The organism is Saccharopolyspora soli (assembly GCF_022678645.1).
Taxonomy (GTDB): domain Bacteria; phylum Actinomycetota; class Actinomycetes; order Mycobacteriales; family Pseudonocardiaceae; genus Saccharopolyspora; species Saccharopolyspora soli.
In genome coordinates, this window is record NZ_JALBWV010000011.1 from 39,753 (window position 1) to 61,830 (window position 22,078).

25 protein-coding genes are annotated in these 22,078 nt (G+C 67.3%); 18 read left to right on the plus strand and 7 right to left on the minus strand.

What is annotated here, in order from left to right; all coding sequences use genetic code 11:
• Positions 1–448: 448 nt before the first annotated feature.
• From MOQ72_RS10520 to MOQ72_RS45135, 3 genes are read right to left on the minus strand one after another with little or no spacing between them, the layout of a single operon-like run.
• Positions 449–874 carry an SHOCT-like domain-containing protein gene (locus MOQ72_RS10520; RefSeq protein WP_242182491.1) on the minus strand — a complete coding sequence of 142 codons (426 nt, stop codon included), beginning with the start codon at positions 872–874 and terminating at the stop codon, positions 449–451.
• An 11-nt stretch (positions 875–885) separates the two neighbouring features.
• On the minus strand, positions 886–1,143 hold the full coding sequence (locus MOQ72_RS10525; protein WP_242182493.1) for a hypothetical protein: 258 nt from the start codon (positions 1,141–1,143) through the stop codon (positions 886–888).
• Positions 1,143–1,832, minus strand: coding sequence for a DUF2089 domain-containing protein (locus MOQ72_RS45135; protein WP_242182495.1), 690 nt, complete (start codon positions 1,830–1,832; stop codon positions 1,143–1,145). The genes MOQ72_RS10525 and MOQ72_RS45135 overlap by 1 nt, the downstream gene beginning before the upstream one ends.
• Before the next feature lie 67 nt (positions 1,833–1,899).
• Between MOQ72_RS45135 and MOQ72_RS10535 the strand changes: the two genes are divergently transcribed.
• Positions 1,900–2,394 carry an MmyB family transcriptional regulator gene (locus MOQ72_RS10535; RefSeq protein ID WP_242182497.1) on the plus strand — a complete coding sequence of 165 codons (495 nt, stop codon included), beginning with the start codon at positions 1,900–1,902 and terminating at the stop codon, positions 2,392–2,394.
• On the opposite strand, the gene MOQ72_RS10540 is transcribed toward MOQ72_RS10535, so the two are convergent.
• Together MOQ72_RS10540 and MOQ72_RS10545 are read right to left on the minus strand one after the other, a co-directional pair.
• Positions 2,371–2,673, minus strand: coding sequence for a hypothetical protein (locus tag MOQ72_RS10540; protein ID WP_242182499.1), 303 nt, complete (start codon positions 2,671–2,673; stop codon positions 2,371–2,373). The genes MOQ72_RS10535 and MOQ72_RS10540 overlap by 24 nt on opposite strands.
• 35 nt (positions 2,674–2,708) lie before the next feature.
• The gene (locus MOQ72_RS10545) at positions 2,709–2,855 is read right to left on the minus strand and encodes a hypothetical protein (protein WP_242182501.1); all 147 of its coding nucleotides are present in this window, start codon (positions 2,853–2,855) and stop codon (positions 2,709–2,711) included.
• Between the two features lie 137 nt (positions 2,856–2,992).
• Between MOQ72_RS10545 and MOQ72_RS10550 the strand changes: the two genes are divergently transcribed.
• Together MOQ72_RS10550 and MOQ72_RS10555 are read left to right on the plus strand one after the other, a co-directional pair.
• Positions 2,993–3,700 carry an alpha/beta fold hydrolase gene (locus MOQ72_RS10550; protein ID WP_242182503.1) on the plus strand — a complete coding sequence of 236 codons (708 nt, stop codon included), beginning with the start codon at positions 2,993–2,995 and terminating at the stop codon, positions 3,698–3,700.
• Positions 3,701–4,002: 302 nt separating this feature from the next.
• On the plus strand, positions 4,003–4,485 hold the full coding sequence (locus MOQ72_RS10555) for a CHRD domain-containing protein (RefSeq protein ID WP_242182505.1): 483 nt from the start codon (positions 4,003–4,005) through the stop codon (positions 4,483–4,485).
• A gap of 84 nt (positions 4,486–4,569) precedes the next feature.
• Here the strand turns inward: MOQ72_RS10555 and MOQ72_RS10560 are convergent, their stop codons facing one another.
• The gene (locus MOQ72_RS10560; RefSeq protein ID WP_242182507.1) at positions 4,570–5,289 is read right to left on the minus strand and encodes a GntR family transcriptional regulator; all 720 of its coding nucleotides are present in this window, start codon (positions 5,287–5,289) and stop codon (positions 4,570–4,572) included.
• A gap of 173 nt (positions 5,290–5,462) precedes the next feature.
• Here MOQ72_RS10560 and MOQ72_RS10565 point away from each other — a divergent pair, with 173 nt between their 5' ends.
• The 6 genes from MOQ72_RS10565 to MOQ72_RS10590 are packed head-to-tail and all read left to right on the plus strand — an operon-like array spanning position 5,463 to position 11,115.
• Entirely contained in the window at positions 5,463–6,155 is a 693-nt protein-coding gene (locus MOQ72_RS10565) for an RraA family protein (RefSeq protein WP_242182509.1), read from the plus strand.
• A 14-nt stretch (positions 6,156–6,169) separates the two neighbouring features.
• Complete coding sequence (locus MOQ72_RS10570; protein WP_242182511.1) at positions 6,170–7,009, plus strand: NAD(P)-dependent oxidoreductase; 840 nt, start codon at positions 6,170–6,172, stop codon at positions 7,007–7,009.
• Between the two features lie 41 nt (positions 7,010–7,050).
• Entirely contained in the window at positions 7,051–8,013 is a 963-nt protein-coding gene (locus MOQ72_RS10575; RefSeq protein ID WP_242182512.1) for a carbohydrate ABC transporter permease, read from the plus strand.
• Positions 8,010–8,900: a carbohydrate ABC transporter permease gene (locus MOQ72_RS10580; protein ID WP_242182514.1), complete on the plus strand. Its 891-nt coding sequence runs from the start codon at positions 8,010–8,012 to the stop codon at positions 8,898–8,900. The genes MOQ72_RS10575 and MOQ72_RS10580 overlap by 4 nt, the downstream gene beginning before the upstream one ends.
• A 19-nt stretch (positions 8,901–8,919) precedes the next feature.
• The gene (locus MOQ72_RS10585; RefSeq protein ID WP_242182516.1) at positions 8,920–10,242 is read left to right on the plus strand and encodes an ABC transporter substrate-binding protein; all 1,323 of its coding nucleotides are present in this window, start codon (positions 8,920–8,922) and stop codon (positions 10,240–10,242) included.
• Positions 10,243–10,251: 9 nt separating this feature from the next.
• Complete coding sequence (locus MOQ72_RS10590; protein ID WP_242182518.1) at positions 10,252–11,115, plus strand: amidohydrolase family protein; 864 nt, start codon at positions 10,252–10,254, stop codon at positions 11,113–11,115.
• Positions 11,116–11,324: 209 nt separating this feature from the next.
• On the opposite strand, the gene MOQ72_RS10595 is transcribed toward MOQ72_RS10590, so the two are convergent.
• Positions 11,325–12,149: an IclR family transcriptional regulator gene (locus tag MOQ72_RS10595; RefSeq protein ID WP_242182520.1), complete on the minus strand. Its 825-nt coding sequence runs from the start codon at positions 12,147–12,149 to the stop codon at positions 11,325–11,327.
• Between the two features lie 81 nt (positions 12,150–12,230).
• On the opposite strand from MOQ72_RS10595, the gene MOQ72_RS10600 reads away from it, so the two are divergent.
• From MOQ72_RS10600 to MOQ72_RS10640, 9 genes are all read left to right on the plus strand, one after another.
• Positions 12,231–12,998 (plus strand): IclR family transcriptional regulator, encoded by a 768-nt coding sequence (locus tag MOQ72_RS10600; protein WP_242182522.1) that lies wholly within the window; start codon positions 12,231–12,233, stop codon positions 12,996–12,998.
• A gap of 106 nt (positions 12,999–13,104) precedes the next feature.
• The gene (locus MOQ72_RS10605; RefSeq protein WP_242182524.1) at positions 13,105–14,265 is read left to right on the plus strand and encodes an acyl-CoA dehydrogenase family protein; all 1,161 of its coding nucleotides are present in this window, start codon (positions 13,105–13,107) and stop codon (positions 14,263–14,265) included.
• A 26-nt stretch (positions 14,266–14,291) separates the two neighbouring features.
• Positions 14,292–15,101 (plus strand): SDR family NAD(P)-dependent oxidoreductase, encoded by an 810-nt coding sequence (locus MOQ72_RS10610; RefSeq protein WP_242182526.1) that lies wholly within the window; start codon positions 14,292–14,294, stop codon positions 15,099–15,101.
• An 11-nt stretch (positions 15,102–15,112) separates the two neighbouring features.
• Positions 15,113–16,330, plus strand: coding sequence for a CaiB/BaiF CoA transferase family protein (locus MOQ72_RS10615; protein WP_242182528.1), 1,218 nt, complete (start codon positions 15,113–15,115; stop codon positions 16,328–16,330).
• Positions 16,327–17,115: an enoyl-CoA hydratase/isomerase family protein gene (locus MOQ72_RS10620; RefSeq protein WP_242182530.1), complete on the plus strand. Its 789-nt coding sequence runs from the start codon at positions 16,327–16,329 to the stop codon at positions 17,113–17,115. Before MOQ72_RS10615 ends, MOQ72_RS10620 begins: the two co-directional genes overlap by 4 nt.
• Positions 17,116–17,181: 66 nt before the next feature.
• Positions 17,182–18,534 carry an MFS transporter gene (locus MOQ72_RS10625; protein ID WP_242182532.1) on the plus strand — a complete coding sequence of 451 codons (1,353 nt, stop codon included), beginning with the start codon at positions 17,182–17,184 and terminating at the stop codon, positions 18,532–18,534.
• Positions 18,535–18,565: 31 nt separating this feature from the next.
• A complete protein-coding gene (locus tag MOQ72_RS10630) occupies positions 18,566–19,324 on the plus strand; it encodes an N-acyl homoserine lactonase family protein (RefSeq protein WP_242182534.1) in 759 nt (252 codons plus the stop codon).
• Positions 19,325–19,553: 229 nt separating this feature from the next.
• The gene (locus MOQ72_RS10635) at positions 19,554–20,708 is read left to right on the plus strand and encodes a hydroxymethylglutaryl-CoA lyase-like TIM-barrel protein (protein ID WP_242182536.1); all 1,155 of its coding nucleotides are present in this window, start codon (positions 19,554–19,556) and stop codon (positions 20,706–20,708) included.
• Positions 20,705–22,078 carry an MmgE/PrpD family protein gene (locus MOQ72_RS10640; RefSeq protein ID WP_242182538.1) on the plus strand — a complete coding sequence of 458 codons (1,374 nt, stop codon included), beginning with the start codon at positions 20,705–20,707 and terminating at the stop codon, positions 22,076–22,078. The genes MOQ72_RS10635 and MOQ72_RS10640 overlap by 4 nt, the downstream gene beginning before the upstream one ends.

Consider the following 22,078-nt stretch of genomic DNA (forward strand, 5'->3'; position numbering starts at 1 on the left):
GGGCGCGCAACCGCTCCTACCTCGCATTCCTGGGCTCCCGGCGCCCCGTCGGGCCAGCCGAGGAATACCGTGAACCGCACCTCGACGGTCTCCTCGGACTCTCCGAGCCGGGTGGCGGTGTCCAGATGCCGTCCAGGACGGTCTTGTCTGGGTTCGCCTTTCGCGGCCCCGAGGCCGCGATCGCTGAACTGATCACGGCAGCGACGATCGCCCACTGTCCTGAACAGAGGACAGTCACCGTGCATACACGGCCTCTGACACGATGCCGTGGACTTTCATCGACCACTGTGGACGCTTGAGTGGAAGCACTCGTCCGAGTTGCCCCTCGGCTACGCGCCGGTGAGCGGCTAGACTTCACGTTGGCAGTTAACCTGCTCTGCTGTAGCGGGTGCGGCCTCGGTGGGGGTGTTGCAGCACCTTCTCGGGGGCCTGTCCGACTGGACGGCGCCTACTCGCAGAAGACGCGCAATTTGGCATCGGTCTGGTCGAGGTCCACGGTCACCTCGTCGAGGTGCTCCACGAGCGCCTCAAGTTGTTCGGGCTTGAGCTGCTTCAAGTCGACCGGAACGCCCGACTTGTCCAGTTCGGCGTTGGCCCGATCCAGTGCCTGCGGCGGGATCAGGGCCGCCAGCTGTACACCGGCCCGCAGCAGTTGCAGCGGCACCCGTACGTTGATCCGCCCCGTCTCACCGTTCTCATCAATGGTGTCCATCTCCACCCGCAGGTACTTCGCCTTGCCCTTCGGCCGGGTGTCGAGACTCGTCGCCGTCGGCGGCCGGTCCCGTTCGAGCGCGGTGATGAGCCGCTCCGCCTCGTCTGCGGTGATCTTGCCCTCGGCCAGCATGTCGAGGATGTCCTTGCGTTGTTCGTTCATCGGAACCTCTCCTATCGGATGGTGACGAGCACAGCCGTGCGGTCCTGCTCGATGTCGAACCGGGTGCCGGGCAACGCGGAGACGATGCGCCAACCGGTGCCGAGTGCCCGCACCGCACTGACGCGGAACACGAGGCAGGCCACGGCCGCCCCCAGTACGGCCAGGACCACGACCGGTGATAACACGAGCACGACGGGCAGTACCGGGACCCAGATCCGGATGGGACGACCGTTCGGGCGTTTGACCCGTACGGTCAACAACTGCGGCATCACGTGCGACTCTCCAATTTGGACACTGCCTGCTCTGCGGTGATCTCGCCGCGGCGCAACCGGTCGATGATGTCGGCCTGCGACGGCGCTGGATCGGTCTCGACGAAGTCGAGCAGCTGCGTGATCCGGTTCAGTCTGGATTTGATCGTCGGGTAGCTCACCCCGAAGATCCGCTCCATCTCCTTGATGGAACCGTGGCTCCGCACGAACGCCATGATGAAGATTTGGTCCTCGGCGTTGAGCTGAGCCAGTTGCGGTAGCTCGAACTCGCCCTCGATCGCGATGCCGCTGTCGGCCAGGCGTACCCGCTCGACGACGAACGGCTGGCCCCGGGTCAGGTTCGTGAGTTCCTGCCAGTCCATCGCCTGCTTTGTCATATCTAAAGTCGTACCCGGCTCATCGTCAACTTTCAACATGACGATCTTAATTTTCTTAAGACCGCGCTTCCTTCGGGCCTCTTGCTGGTCCGCCGCCCCGCCCTGCCGCCCGTCACGGCCCGCCGCTTCCGCCGCTGTCGATCTAGGGCGAAGGAGCAGTCCTTTTGGGCGATACGCGGGATAAGCGCGGCCCGCTGTCGGCGAAGGGCACGACGCGCGCGCCGACGGCCCAGGTGGTTCGAGCAGGTTTGTCAGTCCTCCGGCGTCACCGGGAGCACGGCGGTCGTCGATGCCGACCGAGACGGCGATCACGCCAGTCTGGAACGCCCGGACATCGGCAAAGACAGGCCGTTGCCTGAGCTGGCTCGCTCTGCACACCATGTTTCGTCGGCCGGGCGGGGTGACGGGAGCATTGGTGCGCGATCGGGTTGATTTGTTCCCCTGTCCGTGCGTCGTTCAGTCGTCTGCCCGCTCATCGGCCATTAGCGGATGTTCCGGAGCACCGTTGCTGCGCGCCGACTTCCGGCGGCTGTGGGCCGAGCACGAGGTGGCGGTCCGGCGCGCCGACCGCAAGACCGTGCTGCATCCGCGGGTGGGCCGCCTGGTGATGGACTGCGAGACCCTGGTGACCCCCGACCAGGGTCAGCAGCTGGTGGTGCTCACCCGGCGGACGCCGAAGCCCGCGAGCGGTTGGAGCTGCTGCGGGTGCTCGGCACCGAGGAATTCCCCACGGGCGAGACGAGCACGCCCGTACGGTGAATCCGACCATGGGGTACCGGCTCAGTCTTCGATGGCTTGGTCGGCGGAGCGACCGTCCCCGATCTGCGGGCCCGTGTCGGCCGGAGGCCGATCACGGCGGACGCAGCAGTTCTAGGATCTCTTCATAGCTCTTCGGCGTCAGGTGCCAGACGGCCCGCACCACGTTGGGCAGGAAGTTGACGCACAGCCCGGAAAGCACCAGCATGACGCCCGCTGTCAGCAGGCGCAGAATCGAGAGCACTTCCCACTGAAATTCCGCGCTATCCACCAGCAACGCGGCGCCCACCGCGATCGCGCTGACCATGAGCACGACTACAGTGATCACGAAAATTCGGAAACGGGTACTTCGGCGTTGCTCGCGGTCGCTCTTTTCCCACGCTTGTGAATCGGTCACGTCAACATCGGCCGAACCAGCGTGTTCGGGCCCGATCAGCCGATCACGTGTTGCGACGCCTCCGGAATCCGCTCAGGCATTCGTTGGTGGCGAGGCCCCACTACAAACGCTTTCCTGAAGCGGCGATTACGAACCTGGGCATCCGGGGAATCAGCCGAGAAGTCGTTGACGATGCGCGTCATCCTGTTGATGATCCGTGCCATCGTGGCCGCGCTCGGGGCGAGTATGCCAGCGGCAGAGGAACCGGGCGCGTTGCCTCGCAGGTTCGCCAGCTGCGAACGGTGCGGTCAGGGCGGCGGATGTCGGCCATGCTGTTCGAATGGATTACATTCTGCTGCACGGCACGGGACAGTCGCCAGTGGGATGGGAGCGGCTGGTCGATGTCCTCAAGGGCCGTGGCCACCGGGCAGTTCCGGTCGATTTTCCGTGCGATCGGCCCGGTCTGCTCGCCGACGACTACGCCCGCATCGCCGCCACCCAGATCGGTGATGCGGTCCATGAGCCGGTGGTGGTGGCCCATTCGGGTTCGGGGCTGCTGCTGCCAGCGGTAGCGCATGCGGTGCGGGCGCGTCATCTGGTCTGGCTGGCCGCAGCCGTCCCCGATTTCGCGGGCGGTTCGAGCTTCGTGGACCAGATCCAGCAGTCCGGCCCCGAGATGGCCGGGGAGGAATGGCGCACTGCCGGTCTGGAATCCACCGAGGATCCGGTGGTCGCCGCTTATTTCGGATTCCACGACTGCGACCTGCGAACCGTGCGTTGGGCCGTGACCACGATACGTCTCTTCTATCCCGAGGCCGCTTACGCCGAAACCCCACCCGCCCGCCCTGTGATGCCCTCGACATTCGTTTTGCCCCGACACGACCGGACGTTGCGGCCGGACTGGATGCGGCGGGTTGCGAGGGAACGCCTTGGCATCGAGGCGATCGAGATCGACGGAGGCCACTTCCCGCACGTTTCACGGCCGGAACAGCTAGCCGACATCCTGGTACGCAGCCAACCGCAACCACCCAGCACCGACAACCGCTAGACCCGAATCGCATTCGCCGGTATCCCGGCGCGGGCTGGTCAACTCGCGGGCAGCGGGCCAATGGTCGGAATCCAAATCGCCGAGAATCGTTGCTCAGTGTGCCCGTTCCGAATCGATCGCCACCCTAGGGGGTTGAGTTTGAAACGGCCTGGGGTGGCGATGTAGTTGTGGGCTGTCTCGGTGCTCACTCACCTCACGGTCAGGGCTCGCCCTGTTCGGTGCTTCCGGCTCGTTGATCAAGCGGCGGGGGGACTTCCTTTGCACGATGGGCGAATCCGCTTCCAGACGTCAGGAGTGATCACATGCGGATTCTGCATCGTGTTGTTCTCGCGATCGGCACCGTCGTGCTGGCTCTGGCGGGTCTGACCGTCGGCTTGGCCGGCGCCGCCCCCGGCGACCACGCGGCGCGTGACGGGGTGAAGCTCGCCGCCAAACTCGACGGCGCCCAAGAGGTGCCCGGCCCCGGTGATCCCGACGGCTTCGGGTCGGCTCGCCTCACGGTCTTCCCGGACCAGGTGTGCGTGTACCTGAAGGTTTCCCGCATCCAGCTACCCACCACAGCTGCCCACATCCACCGCGGAGTTCGCGGGGTCGCGGGCCCGGTAGTCGTCACCCTCCCGAACCCGGCGACGGGCGAAGCGGACGGATGTGTCCCGATCGACCGAGAACTGGCCAAGGAACTGGTCAACATGCCGAGCGGGTTCTACGTCAATGTGCACAACGACGAGTTCCCGGATGGTGCGATTCGCGGGCAGCTTTCCCGACACAAGCTCCACGACGCCTGACGCTTCAGCTCAGCGCCCACCGGCCCGGATGTCGCCCGGCATCCGGGCCGATGTGCGGCAGCGCGAACTGATTCGCGGATTCCGCTATTCGACTTCCTGGTCGGCCAGGTGGCGGGTGAAGGAGCCTTCGCCGTGTTGGGCGAGTTCGGCCAGCACCGCTTGGGGGTCGCCCGCTTCGATGGTGCGCAGCAGCTGTTCGTGGCGGGCGACGTGTTCGGTCAGGCTCTCGTAGTGGTGCTCGCGGGTGTAGAGGTTCATCGCCATGCACAGCAGTAGTTGCTGGTGCAACGAGCGGTAGAACTCGGTGAGCCGCCGGTGTCCGGACAAATCCACAATGGACAGATGGAAGTCGTAGCCGCGCTCGACCAGTTGGGCACGGTCGTCGCGCTCGGCGCAGTCCTGCATGGCCCGCAGAGCCTGGCGGCACCGCTGCAAGCGTTCGGGGGAGTCGCAGGGCACGCCCAGTTCCACGGCGAGTCGCTCGAACCCCGCCCGCAGGTCGAGGATTTCCCGGACGTCGCTCTCGTCCAGCTTGGTGACGATGGCGCCGCGCCGCGGGACGCGGGTGATCAGTCCCTCGCGGGCCAGCGACTGCAACGCTTCGCGCAGCGGTGGCCGCGAGATGCCGAGTTGTTCGGTGAGCCGGTCCTCGATCAGCCGCTCACCGGGACGGAGCTGTCCGCCCAGGATCATCCGGCGCAACGCGTCGGTGGCGAGTTGGACCAGCGACGGCGCCTCAATGCGTCCCGGTGGGGTGCCGAAAGGCGTTGCGACGAAGGGGTTCTCGTGATCGGGGTGGTGCACCTCGGGGCCTCTTCCGCCGGGCTGGCGGGACCGCGATGCAGGTTGTCGGGTCTTGCCAGCACGCTTCGTTTCTTGTAGACAATAGCTCATCGAGCGTGGTCTCGATCACGTTCCCCGCCGGACGTTCTGCCCGGCGGCGTTCGACTGATCCCAACGACTTGGACGGGAGAGTCATGAACTCCGCTGAACTGCTCGCCTTGTTCGACGAACTCCGAGTGGCCGATGTCCGAGACGGCATGGACTGGGCCGGTCTGCACGCAAAGGGCACGGTGCCGCGGGAGATCGGTCCGCTGTTCCCCGGCGCCAAGGTGACGGGTATCGCGCGCACCATTCGATTCCGGCCGACCGAGCAGCAGACCGCGCAGTTGCCGCCGGAGGAGTACACCGAGTGGGCTTATCGGTACTGGTACCCGAAGCGGTATCCGGACCCCCTGCGCGGCACGTTGCAGGACGGCGAGGTCGTCGTCATCGAGTCGGCCGGTTTCCCGGACGTCGGCGAGGTCGGGTCGAACAACTCGCTGGACTGGCACGCCCACGGCGCGCGCGGCGTGATCACCTCCGGTGGGGTCCGCGACACCGACGAGTGCATCCACCAGGGCGTGCCGATCTTCTGCCGCTACCGCGCGCAGAAGATGGTGCAGGGCAGGGTGGAGTTCGACGCCGCCCAGGTGCCGGTGAACATCGGCGGAGTGCTGGTGCGTCCCGGCGACATCGTGGTTGGCGACGGCGACGGGTTGATCGTCGTTCCCGCCGAGCAGGCCGAGACCGTCGCCAAGTATGCCCGCCAGGAGCTCGACAACGACAAGGTCGGTCGCCGGGCGATCTACGAGGGCCTCGGCTGGGCGCCCGACCACACGGTCCAGTGAGCGAAGGCGGGCTGATGACCGACCGGGAGATCGGATTCGTCGGGGTGGGCAACATCGGTGCGCCGATGGCCCGCGCCTTGCGCATCGGCGGATGGCAGGTGGCGGTGCACGATACCGCCCTTGATCGCGCCAAGTCCTGTTTGGACAGTGGTGCTCGGTGGGCGGCGGAGCTGCGCGACCTCGGCGGCTGCGAGCTGGTGTCGATCGCGGTGCCCGATGACGAGCAGGTCCGCAACGTGGTCCGTGGCCTGGCCGAATGCCTCGCGACCGGGAGCATCTTGGCCGTGCACAGCACAGTTCTGCCGCGCACGCTCGAAGAGCTCGTCGAGGAATGCGACGAGGCCGGGCTTTCCATCCTCGACGCGCCGGTCAGCGGTGGGCCTGAGCGAGCGCTGCGCGGTGAGCTCACGATGGTCCTCGGAGGCTCGGATGCCGCAGTGGAGACCGCCCGGCCAGCGTTGCAAGCGATGGCGGATCGCATCGTCCGCGTCGGCGCGGTCGGCGCGGCGGCGGCCGCCAAGCTCGCCAACCAGCTGATGATGTTCTCCGCGTTGGCTGGCGTGCACGAGGCGCTGCGACTGGCCGAAGCACACGGCGTCACCGAGGAACAGGTGCTCGATGTGGTGCGCAGCTGCACCGGAGCCTCGTGGGTGACGGAGAACTGGGGCTTCTTCGACAAGGTCGTGCAGGACTACGACCGCAACGGGGTGCCGGTGCGCTACCGCACCTGGAGCAAAGACCTGTGGGACGTCGTGGCCGCCGCCCGGGACTGCGACGTCCGCGTACCGCTGGCCGGTCTGCTCGCGCAGCACCTCGCCGAACAGGTGGAGGAACACGGGCACCGGCCGCGCTGAACCCGGCTACGGCCCGGTAGGCGAAGAGTCAAGGAGGACTCATGTCGCCCAGACAAGCAACGGTGGCCCCGGAAGAACCGCTGCGGCCGACCGTTGATCCACCCCTTCCGTCGCGCCGACGTCGGCGCCGGGACACCGCCGCCGCGTGGGCGTTCCTGAGTCCGTGGGTGCTCGGGTTGGTGCTCATCACCCTGGGGCCGATGGCGTATTCGCTGTACCTGTCGTTCACCCGGTTCGACCTGTTCAACCCGCCGGAGTGGATCGGGCTGGGCAACTACGCCGACCTGTTGGGTGCCGATCCCAGGTTCTGGCAGTCGGTGCGCGTCACGTTGCACTACGTCGCGGTGTCGGTGCCATTGGTGCTGGTCGTCTCGCTGCTGCTGGCGATGGTGCTCAACCGCGGTCTGCGCGGGCTCGGGGTGTACCGGGCGTTGTTCTACCTGCCGTCGCTGCTGGGCACCAGCGTCGCGATCGCGGTGCTGTGGCGGCAGGTCTTCGGTGAGGACGGCCTGGTCAACCACGTGCTGCGGAGTCTGGGCTTCGAGGCGCACAGCTGGATCGGCGATCCTCGGACCGCGCTGTACACGCTGGTGGTGCTCAGCGTGTGGACCTTCGGCGCGACCATGGTGATCTTCCTGGCCGGACTGCGCCAGATCCCCGGCGAGCTCTACGACGCGGCCGAGGCCGACGGGGCGGGCCGATTACGCCGGTTCTGGCACATCACGCTGCCGCACCTGTCGCCGGTCGTGCTGTTCAACGGGTTGCTCGCGACGGTGAACGCCTTCCAGGCGTTCGCGCCCGCCTACGTGGTGAGCCGGGGGTCGGGTGGCCCCGCCGACTCGACCCTGTTCTACACGCTGTACCTGTACGAGCGCGGTTTCAAGCAGTTCCAGATGGGCTACGCCTCGGCGATGGCCTGGCTGTTGTTGCTGGGCTTGGCCGTGTTCGCCGGTCTGCTGTTCGCCTCTGCCCGGTACTGGGTCCACTACGGAGACCAGCGATGAGCGACATCCCCAGATCTTCTCCGGTGACCAGGCTGCTGTTCCACCGCTGGACGGCTGGCCGCGTGGTTCCTGCCCTGGCCCGGCACGTCGTGCTGGTGGCCGTGCTCGTTGTCGTGCTGTACCCGCTGTGGTGGCTGGTGGGGTCGTCGTTCCGGCCGACCGAGGAGATCTTCGCCCACATCGGACCGTGGCCCGCCGACGCCACCCTGGACAACTACCGCGAGGGCTTCACCGCCGCCGGGTCCGTGCACTTCGCCCGCTTCTTCCTCAACTCGTTCGTCATCGCGGTGCTCGCCGTGCTCGGCAACGTGCTGTCCTGCGCACTGGCCGGATATGCCCTGGCGCGGTTGGAATTCCGGTTCAGAGGACTGGTCATGGCGGCGGTGATCGGATCGATCCTGCTGCCCTACCACGTCACGATCATCCCGCAGTACGCGCTGTTCAGCGAGCTGGGTTGGGTAGGCACGATCCTGCCACTGGTGCTGCCGAAGTTCCTGGCGACCGACGCGTTCTTCGTCTTCCTGATGGTGCAGTTCCTGCGCGGACTGCCCGCCGAACTCGACGACGCCGCGCGGATCGACGGCTGCGGGCACTGGCGGATCTTCACCCGCATCGTCGTGCCGCTGTCGCTACCGGCGATCGGGACGACGGCGATGTTCACCTTCGTGCACGCCTGGAACGACTTCCTCGGACCGCTGCTGTACCTCACCGACACGGAGTCGTACACCGTCTCGCAGGGCCTGCAGATGTTCGTCGACGCCACCGGCCAGTCCGAGTACGGGTCGCTGTTCGCGATGGCGGTGCTCTCACTGGCGCCGCTGGTCGGGTTCTTCCTGTGCGCCCAGCGGCTGCTCACCGAAGGAATCGCCACCACCGGTCTGAAGTGATCGACCCAGGGAGAATATCGTGCGCGCACCGCGTTTGTGGCCCCTGCTAGGGGTAGCCGTACTCGCGCTCTCGGCGACGTCCTGCGGAGGAACGACAACCCCGACCTCGCCCGTCGATGGCCCCGTCGCGGGTCAGATCGCCTTCTCCTGGTGGGGTGGATCGGGACGGAACAAGAAGACCAACGCGGTGGCGGACCTGTTCGAGCAGCAGCACCCAGGGGTGCGGATCTCCCGGCAACCGGGCGACTTCAGCAGCTATTGGAGCAAGCTGAACGTTCAGGCCGCGGGCGAGAACTTGCCGTGCGTGACGCAGACCCAGGCACGGCAGCTCAACGAGTACACCGCGAACGCGATCTTCCGCCCGCTGGACGACCTGGTGGCCTCCGGAGCCATCGATGTTTCGCAGATCCCGCCGAAGATCCTCGACAGCGGCCGGGGCACCGACGGTCGGCTATACGCGATCCCGTACGGTGCCGCCTACGATAGCATCATGTACAACGCCACGGCGGCTCAGCGCGCGGGTGTTGGTGATCTTCCGCCGGATGTCAGCTGGCCGCAGTTCGCGGATTGGCTCAGGCACGCGCAGCCCGGACTGCCGAGCGGGATGGCGGCCGCCGACCTGCGCGGCGAGCTGCCGTCCTACTTCCTGTCGTGGATCACCGGGCACGGTTACTCGCTGTTCCGCGATGGCGAGGTCGGATTCCCGCCGCAGGTGGTCGCGGACTACTGGCGGTGGTGGGAGGACCTGCGCGCGACCGGTGCGACGACTTCGCCAGCCATGGTCGTCGAGGAACCCTCGCAGCCCGAACAGGGTTACCTCGCCCAGGGGCGCGTGCTGTCCGACACCCGTCCCGGCAACGCCGTGACACCGGTCCAGGAGTCCTTGGACGCCATCGGGGGTGGTGAGGTGAAGGTGGCGCCGCACCCGACCGGGCCCGCCGGGTTGGGCAACGTCATCATCACCACCGGCCTGTCGATCCCGGCCTCCTGCCCGAACGCGAGCACGGCCGCGGCGTTCATCGACTTCTTCGTCAACGATCCGCAGGCTGCGGCGATATACTCCTCGGACAACGGCGCGGTCACCAACACCGCGTTGCTCCAGCAGCAGTTGCGGGACCCGGAGTTGGCGCCGTCCAAACGTGCGGAACTGTCGTTGTACCAGGAGATCCTGCGCCGCGATCCGCAGATCGTGCTGTTCCCGGCCGGTTACGAGGTCGCGATCGACGACAACCTCAAGCGCAGCTACGAGCGGGTTGCGTTCGGCCTGACCACCGTGGATCAGGCAGCGCAGGAGTTCGTGGTGGAAGCCAACCGAGTTCTGCGGCAGTCGGCGGGACAGTGAGGAGCAGCAGTGGTTTCGTGGCAATGGTCCCAGGGGCGCACGCCGGTCGTGGACGTCCATCAGCACTTCTGGCGCGTCGGCACCCGAGGCGACGCCGAGCAGGGCGTGCTGGCGGCGGACTTCCTGCCCGAGGACCTCAGACCGGAGCTGGCTTACGGCGGCGTGGACGCGACGATCCTGGTGCAGTCGGTGAATTCGCCGGAGGAGAACGACCGGATGCTGGAATTCGCCGACCAGGCGGGATTCGTGGCGGGCGTCGTCGCCTGGGTTGGGCTGGACGACCCGACTGCGGCTGGGAAGGAGCTGGCCCGACTGGCGGACCAGCCGTTGGTGCGCGGCGCGCGGTGCTTGGTCGGGCGCGACGACTGCGCAGGATGGCGCAGCGAGGCGGTGCGCGATGTGCTGGCTGAGCTGGCGAACCTCGGATGGTGCTGGGAAGTCGTGCCGGTCACCGAAGAGCAGGTTGACGTCGTGACGGAACTGGCCGCGCAGCGCCCCGACCTGACTGTGGTCGTCGACCACCTCGGGCGTCCGCCGCTGGGTTCGGGCAGCCCGGCGGAGTGGCGATCCCGGATCCGGCGGCTGGCCGAGCTGCCGAACACCGTTGTGAAGCTGTCGGTCGGCGTCGACGTGCTGAGCTCGTGGCGCTGGAACCCGACCGAGCTGACGCCGTGCGTGCACCACGCGCTGCGGGAGTTCGGACCGGGGCGGTGCATGCTGGCCAGCAACTGGCCGGTGATCAACCTGGCCTGCCCGCACCGGCGAGCGTGGCACGACCTGGATCGCGCGGTCGTGGATGCGGGGCTCGACGAGGCGGAACTCGCCGACGTCCGAGGCGGCAATGCGGTTCGGTACTACCGTTTGAGTACTTGATCTCGTTTTTCAAGCGGCGAAGCCGCTTAGCACACCTACGGCACTCGCACCGCCGCGGGTTTTCAGGCTGTGCCCACTGGCGTTCTCTGGGAGGACCTACCTCGACGTGGTGTATTGGCATGATGTCGGGGATCCCGGACCGAGACGGCGTCTGAGATTCCGCTACCCGCACCGCCACGCAAAACGAGTTCGGAGACAGGTTTTGAACCTCATTGGGTGATCTCTTCTGCGGTGAGTCGCCGCGAGAGTTCGCGTGCCACGGATTCCACGATTGGCCGGGTCCGGTCGAGTTCCGCTGCGGTGCTGCACCCGCTGATCGACAGGCTGCCCAGCACTCGGGTGTGGTTGAGCGAGATCGCTGCGGCCACGCAGAGCACGCCCGGTCCGGATTCCTCGATGTCGAAGGCCGTGCCCCGCTGCCGGATCAGCGCCATTTCCCGGATGAACCTCCGGGGCATGATGATCGTCCTCGGTCCGCAGCGGGCCAGCCCCGACTCGACGACGGAACGCAGTGTCGCGGGTGGGGAGAAAGCGAGGATGGCCTTGCCGAGTCCGGTGCTGTGCGCCGGAAGGCGGGCGCCGGTCCGGGAGATCCGCACATCGTTGTCGGCTCCCGGCAGTTTCGCCAGGTAGACGACGTCCGTATCGGCCAGCACGCCGAGGTTCACGGTGTGGTTGGTGGCTTCGCGGAGGTATTCCAGGAATGGCAGCGCGGTGTCCCGCAGGCCGCACTGCCACCACGACCGCTGGCCGATTTCGACCAGTTGGATTCCGAGGCAATAGCCCTTTCCGGACCGTTCCAGCAAACCGAGATCGGCGAGTTCGGCGGCGATTCGATGGGCGGTCGGCTTCGGCAATCCGGATTTCCTGGTCAGCTCCGCCAGCGACAACACCCATTCCTGCGGGCCGAACGAATTCAGGATTCTCGCCGCCCGTCCCAACATGGAGACGCGTGGCATGTCTTCCGGCAATTCGGTGACCGGTTCGATGGCGGTCGGTGGGATTTTGGCAGCGGATACCGGTGCGGTTGACATGTTTCAACTCATTTCTCGCCGGTTTCGGCCAGGTGACTCGTTTGTAGACCGGGGTGGCCTGCGCGAGCAATAATCCGTCCCATGACACGGGACGGCGCGGGTTTGTCGATGGTCGAGAAATCCTGGATGGTGCTCGACGCGTTCGCGCCGGGCGGGGGGCCGATGCGGCTGACCGAGCTGGCCGACCGGGCCGGGCTGCCGCGCTCGACCGTGCACCGGCTGCTGACCAGGTTGGTCGAGGTGGGCAGCGTCGAACGGTCGGCCGACGGGTTCCACCTCGGACGCAAGTTGTTCGAGCTGGGCGCGATGGTGCCGGTCGAGCGGGGATTGCGCAACGCCGCGCTGCCGTTCATGGAAGACCTCTACATCGCCACCCACGAGGCGGTGCACATGGGCGTCATGGACGGCTACGACGTGGTCTACGTGGAGAAGATCTACGGGCACGCGGTTTTCTCGATGCCGTCGCGGGTCGGCGGGCGGTTGCCGTTGACCTGCACGGCGATTGGCAAGGCGATGCTGGCCTTCGCCGAGCCGGAGTTCGTCGAGGCCGTCCTCGCCCAGCCGTTGCGGCGGCTGACCAGGCATTCCGTCGTCGATCCCGGCCGCTTGGCGGATGCGTTGGCGGAGATCCAGGTTTCGGGTATCGCCTACGAGTACGAGGAAGTGCAGGCCGGGGGCGGTTCGCTGGCCGCACCCGTGTTCGAGCAGGGCAAGGTCGTGGCGGCGCTGTCGGTCGCCGTTCCCGTCGCGCGTTTCCACCCGGTCCGGCTGGCGCCCGCGGTGAAGACCGCGGCGCTCGGGCTGTCCCGCCAACTCAGCCGATCCACCCGCCCGGCGGGCGGTCGGTGAATTCGATTTGATCGAACGTCTCGCGTGGCGAGACGTTCGACTTGGCCCGTCGGCCTCCGCGATGTCATGGTCCGGCAATCGGACGATGAAAACGTGGGAGGTGGGCGTGGACCTCGAACTCACGGAAGATCAAATCGCGATCCGGGATGCCGTGGCGGACCTGTGTGCTCGGTACCCGCAGGATTACTGGCAGCGACTCGACGCCAGCCGCGAATATCCGGAGGAATTCGTGGCCGCGTTGACCGATGCGGGTTGGTTGTCGATTCTGATTCCGGAGGAATACGGCGGCGGCGGTCTCGGGGTCGTGGAGGCCGCGCTGGTCCTGGAAACGATCAACCGATCCGGCTGCGCCAGCACGGCCGCGCACGCGCAGATGTACACGATGGGCACCGTGCTGCGGCACGGCAGCGATGAGCAGAAGAAGCGGTACCTCCCCAAGATCGCCAGCGGCGAACTCCGGCTCCAGGCGTTCGGGGTCACCGAACCGGACGCGGGCACGGACACCACCCGCATCCGCACGTCGGCGGTGCGCAAGGGCGACCACTACGTGGTCAACGGCGGGAAGATCTTCACCTCCCGCTTCCAGCACTCGGACCTCATGCTGCTGCTGGTCCGGACCACGCCTTACGACGACGTCGCGAAGAAATCCGATGGCATCAGCGTATTGCTGGTGGATCTCCGCGAGGCGGGCGAGCAGATCAAGGTCCAACCCATCGAAACGATGGTTTCGCACGAGACCAACCAGCTGTTCTTCGACGACCTGATCGTGCCCGCGGAAAACCTGATCGGGGTGGAGGGCAAGGGTTTCCGGAGCATTCTCAGCGGGATGAACGCGGAGCGCATCCTCGTCGCCTCGGAAGTGCTCGGCGACGGTTTCTGGTTCATCGAGCGGGCCAGCGAATACGCCTCGCAGCGCCAGGTGTTCGGCCGTCCGATCGGGCAGAACCAGGGCATCCAGTTCCCGATCGCCCAGGCGTACGCGCAGTTGGAGGCGGCAAGCTTGCTGCGTTGGAAGGCCGCGGCGAAGTTCGACGCCGGTCAGCAACCCGGCATGGAGGCCAACGCGGCGAAACTGCTGGCGTCCCAGGCGACTTTCGTGGCGGCCAACGCCGCGATGGACACCTTCGGCGGTTACGGCATGACGGTGGAGTACGGCATCGAGCGCAAGTTCCGCGAGGCCCGGTTGCCGTTGGTCGCCCCGATCAGCAACAACCTCGTGCTGGCCTACTTGGGCCAGAACGTGCTCGGCATGCCGAAGTCGTACTGACCCTGGATTCGCGCGGGAGGCGGACCGTGGATTTGCAACTGAAGGACAGCGCAGTGATCGTCACCGGCGGCAGCCGGGGGATCGGCCTGGAGACGGCGCGGCTGTTCGCCGCCGAGGGAGCGCGCGTCCTGATCTGCGCCCGGCGGCCGGAGGTGCTCGCCGAGGCAGCCGAGGACATCGAGCGGACCACCGGTGCGCGACCGGAAACCGTCCCGGTGGACGTGACCGATCCGAAGTCGCTGGATGGGCTGGTGGCAACGGCGCTGGATCGTCTCGGCGGCATCGACGTCCTGGTCAACAACGCCGGAACCGGTACCTACAAACCGTTCCTCGAAGTCACCGACGAAGAGTTGCAGCACGGCATGGCGATCAACTTCTTCGCCCAGTTCCGGCTGTGCCAACGGGTCATCCCGCACCTGATCGCCAAGGGCGGTGGATCGATCGTCAACGTGGCCGGGGAGACCGGGATCCGGGTCACCCCGCCGCCGTTCCGGTCCAGTTGCACCGGCCCGGCGAAGTCCGCCGAGATCCGCCTCTCGAAGGTGCTGGCCAGCGAGTTCGGCGCGCAGGGCATCCGGGTCAACTGCGTGGTTCCCGGTTTGGTGCACACCCCGGAGCGGTTCGCGAAGTGGGAACGCGAAATGGTCCGCGACGAGCTCAGCGAGTCCGAAGCCGAGCAGGTCCGCCGCGAGTGGGGCGCGAACATCGCCAACCCGGACAACGGATGGGGCACCCCGGAGGAGTTGGCGCGGCTCATCGTGTTCGCGGCTTCGAAGGCGGTTCCGTTCATCAACGGCGCGGTGCTCGTCGCCGACGGCGCCGAGGACAAGTCCTAGGAGGTCCTGCGGTGGATGGTTCTTTGCGAGGATTGCGGGTTCTGGACATCACCGCGAGTGTCGCCGGTCCGTTCGCGACCCAGATCCTCGGCGATCTCGGCGCCGATGTGATCAAGGTGGAACGCGTCGAGGGCGGTGATGACACGCGCCGCTGGGGTCCGCCGTTCTGGTGCGACGAGAGCCCGATGTTCCTGTCGCTGAACCGGAACAAGCGCAGCCTGGCGCTGGAGTTGAAGAGCGCGGCGGGCCAGGAGGTGTTGCGCAGGCTGATCGCGGAAAGCGATGTGCTCGTGCAGAACCTGCGGCCCGGATCGCTGGCCAAGCTCGGGTTCGACTACGAACGGCTTCGGGAGATCAACCCGCGGTTGATCTACTGCGACATGACCGGATACGGGCACACCGGCCCGTTGCGGGACCGGCCCGCCTACGACCCGCTCATGCAGGCGTTCAGCGGTCTGATGAGCATCACCGGGGAACCGGGGCGGACGCCGGTCCGCATTCCGGCCTCGCTGCTCGACCAGGGCACCGCGATGTGGACGGTCATCGGCGTGCTGGACGCGTTGCGGGTCCGGGACGCGACCGGCGAGGGTTCGGTGGTCCAGACGTCGTTGCTGCAGACCGCGTTGATGTGGTTGCCCTCGCAGCTCACCGGCTACCTCGCCTCCGGTGAGCTGCCCGTCAAGCAGGGCTCGGGAACCCAGGTGATCGCGCCGTACCAGGCCTTTCCAACGGCGGACGGCCACCTCGTCGTGGCGGCGGGCAACGACAACCTGTGGCGGCGGCTGTGCGCCGCGATCGGTCGCGACGAGCTCAGCTTCGACGCCCGGTTCGTGGACAACCCGAGCCGCGTGGCGAACCGGGAAGAGCTGGTCGAGACGCTTTCGGAGACGCTGCGGAAGCGAACTTCCGCCGAGTGGCAGGAGATCCTGGGCGAGACGGGCGTGCCGATCACGGCGATCCGGACCCTCGACGAAGTGGTCGAGGACGAGCAGGTCCAGGCGGTCGGGATCCTGGCGCGCGCCGAGCACCCGCGGATTCCGGACTTCACGGTGATAAACACGCCGATCTGCCGCGACGGCGAGTACCTCGGAACGCCGTCCGCGCCACCGCAGCTCGGCGAGCACACCGAGGAGATCCTGACCGAACTCGGCTTCCGCGGCGCTGAGGTCGAGGAACTGGTCAACAGCGAGGTCGTGGCGCGAGCCGGTTCGGGGAGGGAGACCAGATGAGCGGTGCCGACGAGGAAGTGCACTACGAAGTCCAGGAGCGGGTGGCCCGCATCACGATCGATCGGCCCGCGCGGCGCAACTCCTTGAGCCGCGCGGTGATGGCCACCCTGGTGGACATGTTCGTGGCCGCCGACAACGACCCGCAGGTGTGGGCGATCGTGCTCACCGCGACCGGGGACAAGGCGTTCTGCGCTGGTGCCGACCTCAAAGAACTGGACGACCACGCGCGCGGCGCGAAGCCCTTCCCGGTGCCGATGGGCGGTACTGGTCGCAATCTGCACGAGGTGGTGCTGGAGACCGGCAAACCCACGATCGCCTCGATCAACGGCCCGGTGCTGGCCGGTGGCTGCGAACTGGCGCTGGCCTGCGATCTGCGCATCGCCGCGTCGCACGCGTTCATCGGGATGCCGGAGGCAAAGCGCGGCATGGGAGCGAATTTCGCGACCGTGCTGCTGCCGAGGTTGATCCCGCGCGCCATCGCGATGGAAATGCTGTACGTCGGGGACCCGATCTCGGCGGACGACGCGCTGCGGTGGGGCCTTTACAACAGGGTCGTTCCCGGCGGAGAACTCGCCGCGGCCACCGACGAACTCGTCGGGAAGATCGTGGCGAACGCGCCGCTGACGCTGCGCAGGTACAAGGAAATGACCACCAAGGGCTGGGACCTGCCGCTGCCCGCCGCGCTGCGGCTGAACGTCGGCCCCAACCCGTACCTCAGCGAGGACCGCGAGGAGGGTGTCCGCGCGTTCGTGGAAAAGCGGCAACCGGAGTGGAAGGGCCGCTGAGGCCGTAGTTGTCCCAACTTCAGGGAAATTCGGGACGCGGTACGAGAACCCGACGAGGAGGCGATGGTGACTCGCGACAACGGAGTGCGAGAGCGGAAGGGTGCTTCGCCGAGGGCGGTTTCGGCGGCAGCGCTGGTCGGCTCCACCATCGAGTGGTACGACTTCATGGTCTTCGGCACTGCCGCCGCATTGGTCTTCAACAAGCTGTTCTTCCCGGCGTTCAGCCCGCTGGCCGGGACGCTCGCGTCGTTCGCGACGTTCTGGGCTGGCTTCCTCGCCAGACCGATCGGCGGCGTCCTGTTCGGACACTTCGGCGATCGCATCGGCCGCAAGTCGATGCTGGTGCTGACCCTGCTGCTGATGGGGGCGGCCACCTTCTGCATGGGCATCCTGCCGACCTACCAACAGGTCGGGATCTGGGCGCCGGTGCTGCTGGTGCTGATGCGCCTGCTGCAGGGGTTGGGGCTGGGCGGCGAGTGGGGCGGCGCGGCGCTGATGACCGTGGAGCACGCGCCGCCGCGCAAGCGCGGCTTCTACGGGAGTTTCACCCAGGTCGGCGGCTCGCTGGGCCAGGTGCTCGCCTCCGGCTCGATCGGCGCGGTCGCGATGCTGCCCGAGGACCAGCTCATGTCGTGGGGCTGGCGGATTCCATTCCTGCTCAGCGCACTGCTGATCGTGGTGGGACTGGTGATCCGGCTGCGGATCGTGGAGTCGCCGGTGTTCCTGGAGTACAAGCAGCAGGAACGCGGCGCCGAGAAGCCACCGGTGGTCGAGGTGCTGCGCAGCCAGCCCGGCAACGTGATCCGGGCCGCTTGCTCGGCTTTCGCGAACAACGCGATCATCTACGTGGTCACGGTGTTCACCCTCTCGTACGCCGCTGCCCAGCTGGGGCTGTCCGAGGGCGTCATGCTCTCCGCCGTGGTGATCGCGTCGCTGGTCGACGCGTTCGCAATTCCGCTGTGGGGCGCGCTGTCGGACCGGATCGGCCGCCGCCCGGTCATCCTGGGCTCAGCGGTCGCGATGGTGCTGTTCGCGTTCCCGTTCTTCTGGCTGCTGGAAACCGGCAGCACGCCGCTGATCTGCTTGGCGTTCACGGTCGCGATCGCCGGAATCCGAGCCGCGCTCTACGCGCCGCAGCCAGCGTACTTCTCCGAACTGTTCGCGACCGGGGTGCGCTACAGCGGCGCCTCGCTGGGCACCAACCTCGCCACCGTCGCGATGGGCGGCACGGCACCGTTCATCGCCACCGCGCTGCTCGGCTGGTCTGGTGGCGCCTCGTGGCCGGTGTCGGTGTACCTGATGGTGGTCGCGCTGATCACCTTCAGCGCCGTGCTCGTCAGCCCGGAGACGCTGAACACCAGCATCGGTGCGAAAGCCGGAAAGTCGGCGGGGTCGGGCATCCCGTCGGCCACCTCCTAGCAGGAGACCAAGCGAAGAAGGGAGTGCTCGCATGGGTCTGACGATCACGCCGCTGCTCGTCGGCTGGATCAAGGGCATGCCGAAACCCGCCATCACCTACGGCTTCGGCTGGGGCGAACTGCACGACTCGGCGATGCTGGTGTTCCTCATCGAGGGCGGTGACTCCCCGGTGATCGTCGACACCGGAACCCTGGGTCCCGAGTGGACGATGGAGCACCACGGATACACGCTCAGCCGCCCGCTGGACTTGGAGCCGAGCACGGTGCTGTCCGAAGCCGGTGTGGAGATCGGCGATGTTCGCCACGTGATCAACACGCACCTGCACTGGGACCACTGCTCGAACAACGCCCTGTTCACCGGGGCGAACTTCTACATCCAGGGCGCCGAGCTCGCCTACGCCGCCGACCCGCTGCCGGTGCACCGGGCGGCGTACGAGAAGAAGCGCGGCATCAAACCGCCCTGGCTGGAGGTTTGGGACCGCATCGAGACGGTCCACGGGGACGCCGAGATCCTGCCGGGCATCTCGGTGGTCTCCGTGCCGGGCCACACGCCCGGATCGCAGGGGGTGGTGGTGGAGACGGACGCGGGGCGCTACCTGCTCGCGGGCGACCTGATCGACACCTACGAGAACTGGACCGGCAACGAGTCCGTCGAGCACATCCCGTCGGGCGTGCACACCGACCTCTTCCAGTACTTCGACAGCTTCAAGCGAGTCGAGGGGCTCGGCTGCGAGATCGTCCCGAGCCACGACGCGGAGGTCCTGAAGCAAGGCCCATTCGGAACAACATGACCGTTGGAGACTGTTACAGCAATGGTTTGCGTGGCGGTGCGGGTAGCGGAGGTCGTGAGTGGTTATGGCCGTCAGAGCGACCATAACCACTCACGACCTACAGACGCAGGTCCTCGCGAGATAGCTCGGGTGCGGCGCATGGCACTTCTGAGAACCCGCGGCGGTGCCAGCTGAGTCCCGCACCGCAAGCGGCTCCGCTGCTTACAGAACAGACCCAAGGAGGATCACCTTGACTGGTACGTCGCCGGGTACCTCCACCGGCTATCCGCAGATCACCATCGTCGAAGAGGGCATGCGGGAGGGGATGCAGATCGAGAGCGCCTCGATCGGCGTCCACGACAAGATCGAGTTGCTCGACGAGCTGTCCGAGACGGGGTTGCGCAACATCGTCGTCGGATCGTTCGTCAGTCCGAAGTGGACACCGCAGATGGCGGAGATCGATGCCATCGTTTCGGGATTCACGCCGGTACCGGGGGTCAACTACACCGCGTTGGCGCTGAACGAGCGGGGCCGCGAGCGGATGCGCGCGTACATGCCACCGCTGCGGGAACTGCACCCTTACCCGCGCACGCTGGTCCACGTTTGCGATGTCTTCGTGCGGCGCAACACCAACCGTTCGCAGCAGGCGGAGATCGAGGCGCTGCCCGCGGTCGTCCAGCGCGCTGCGGAGGCGGGCGCGGCGCACGCGGGGATCGGTGTCAACGCGGCTTGGGGATCGAACTGGTTGGGCGAATTCAGCTTGGCCCAGCGGATGGACCTGCTGCGGCACCAGCACCGGCTGTGGACCGGCGCCGGGATCGGCGTGCGCGAGGTGTTCATCGGCGATCCGATGGGCTGGAACGTGCCGGACCGCGTGGCAGAGCAGCTGCGGGCGATCCGCGCCGAATGGCCGGAGATCACGCGGTTCCACCTGCACCTGCACAACACCCGTGGTACCGCGCCGATTTCGGTGTACACCGCGCTGCGCACCCTCGACCCGGAGTGCGAGCTGGTCGTGGACACCACCATCGGCGGGATGGGCGGCTGCCCGTACTGCGGCAACGGCCGCCTCACCGGCATGATGCCGACCGAGGACCTGGTGGACCTGCTGGCCGAGCTAGGCATCCCGACCGGCGTCGATCTGGACCGGTTGATCGAGGTCGTCGTGCACGCCGAGCAGGTCATCGGGCGCGAACTGTACGGGCACGTGTCGAAGGCCGGGCCGCGTCCGCGCGGTGACCGGCTCTACGCGATGGACATGCCGTTCATCGAAACCACCGCCGAAGCACAGCACTTCCGCCTCGGACCCGAGGTGTACGCCGGTGCGCTCGCGCCGTGGAAGGAAGCGATCACCTCCCCGGCCAGAGATGCGGTGGAACAACAGCGAAGGGGTGATGCGGGATGACCGCGAACAAGGGTGTCGGCCCGACCGAAGCGATCGCGGACTTCGTGCAGCAGGTCGACTTCTCCACCGCACCAGCGGAGGTGTGGCCGCGCGCAGCGGCGGCGTTCGTCGACACGGTGGGCGTGGCCATCGCCGGGCATGCCGATGGCGGCTTCCAAACGCTGCTCGCGACGATGCGCCCGGAGTTGCCGACCGGTCCGGCGACGATCCTGCCCACCGGGGAGCGGACCAGCGCGGCGATGGCGGCGCTGCTCAACGGCGGTGCCGGACACGCCCTGGACTTCGACGACGTCGCCGACCAGATCTACGGGCACCCGAGCGTCGTGCTGGTGCCCACGATCCTGGCGGTGGCCGAGGAGGTCGGTGCGACCGGCCGCGATGCGCTGGCGGCCTACGCGTTGGGCTTCGACGTCTGCTGCGCGATCGCGGCCACCATGGAGGTGCGCGCGCACTACCAGCGGGGTTGGCACTCCACCGCCACGATCGGCGTGCTCGGGGCGACGGCCGCGGCAGCGCGACTGCTGGGTCTGGACACCACCCGGACCCGGCACGCGCTGGGCATCGCGGCTTCCACCGCCAGCGGTAGCCGTCAGAACTTCGGCACGATGACCAAACCGCTGCACCCCGGACTGGCCGCGCGCGACGCCGTGCTGGCGGCCAACCTGGCCAGAAACGGGTTCACCGCCGATCCGGCCCAGCTGGAAGGCCCGCTGGGCTACCTGGCGATGTACGCGGACTCCGCCGATCCCTCGGCCGTCGCACGCGCGCTCGGCAACCCGTGGGAATTGGCCCGGATCGGGTTGAACGTGAAGAAGTACCCCTGCTGCTACAACACCCACCGGACGGCGGACGCGATTCTGGATCTGGTGCGGGACAACCCGATGCGGCCCGAGGACATCGCCGAGATCCGCTTGACCTTGGAACCGGGTGGTTTCGACCCGCTGATCCACCGGCGCCCGCGAACCGGGCTGGAAGGCAAGTTCAGCCCGGAGTACGTGCTGGCGGCGGCCGTGCTGGACGGCAAGATCGCACTGGCGTCGTTCCAGGACGAAGCTGTGCTGCGCCCCGCGGCACAGCAACTGCTGCGCCGGGTGACGCGACACGAGTCCGCCGTGCCGCCGATCGGTCCGGAGGACTGGGAGTTCGCGTACTCCGTCGTGGAGGTGGAGACCACCGATGGCGAGATCCTGCGGCACCGCACCGACGTGCCGCGCGGCGATCGGCGCGAGCCGCTGGGCAGGAGCGACCTGGAGGCGAAGTTCCGCGACTGCGTGGCGTTCGCCGGAACGGGCCAGGATGCGGAAAAGCTGCTGGACGAGCTCTGGCAGCTCGAAACCGCCGACCACACCGGCCCCCTGCTCAACCTCTGA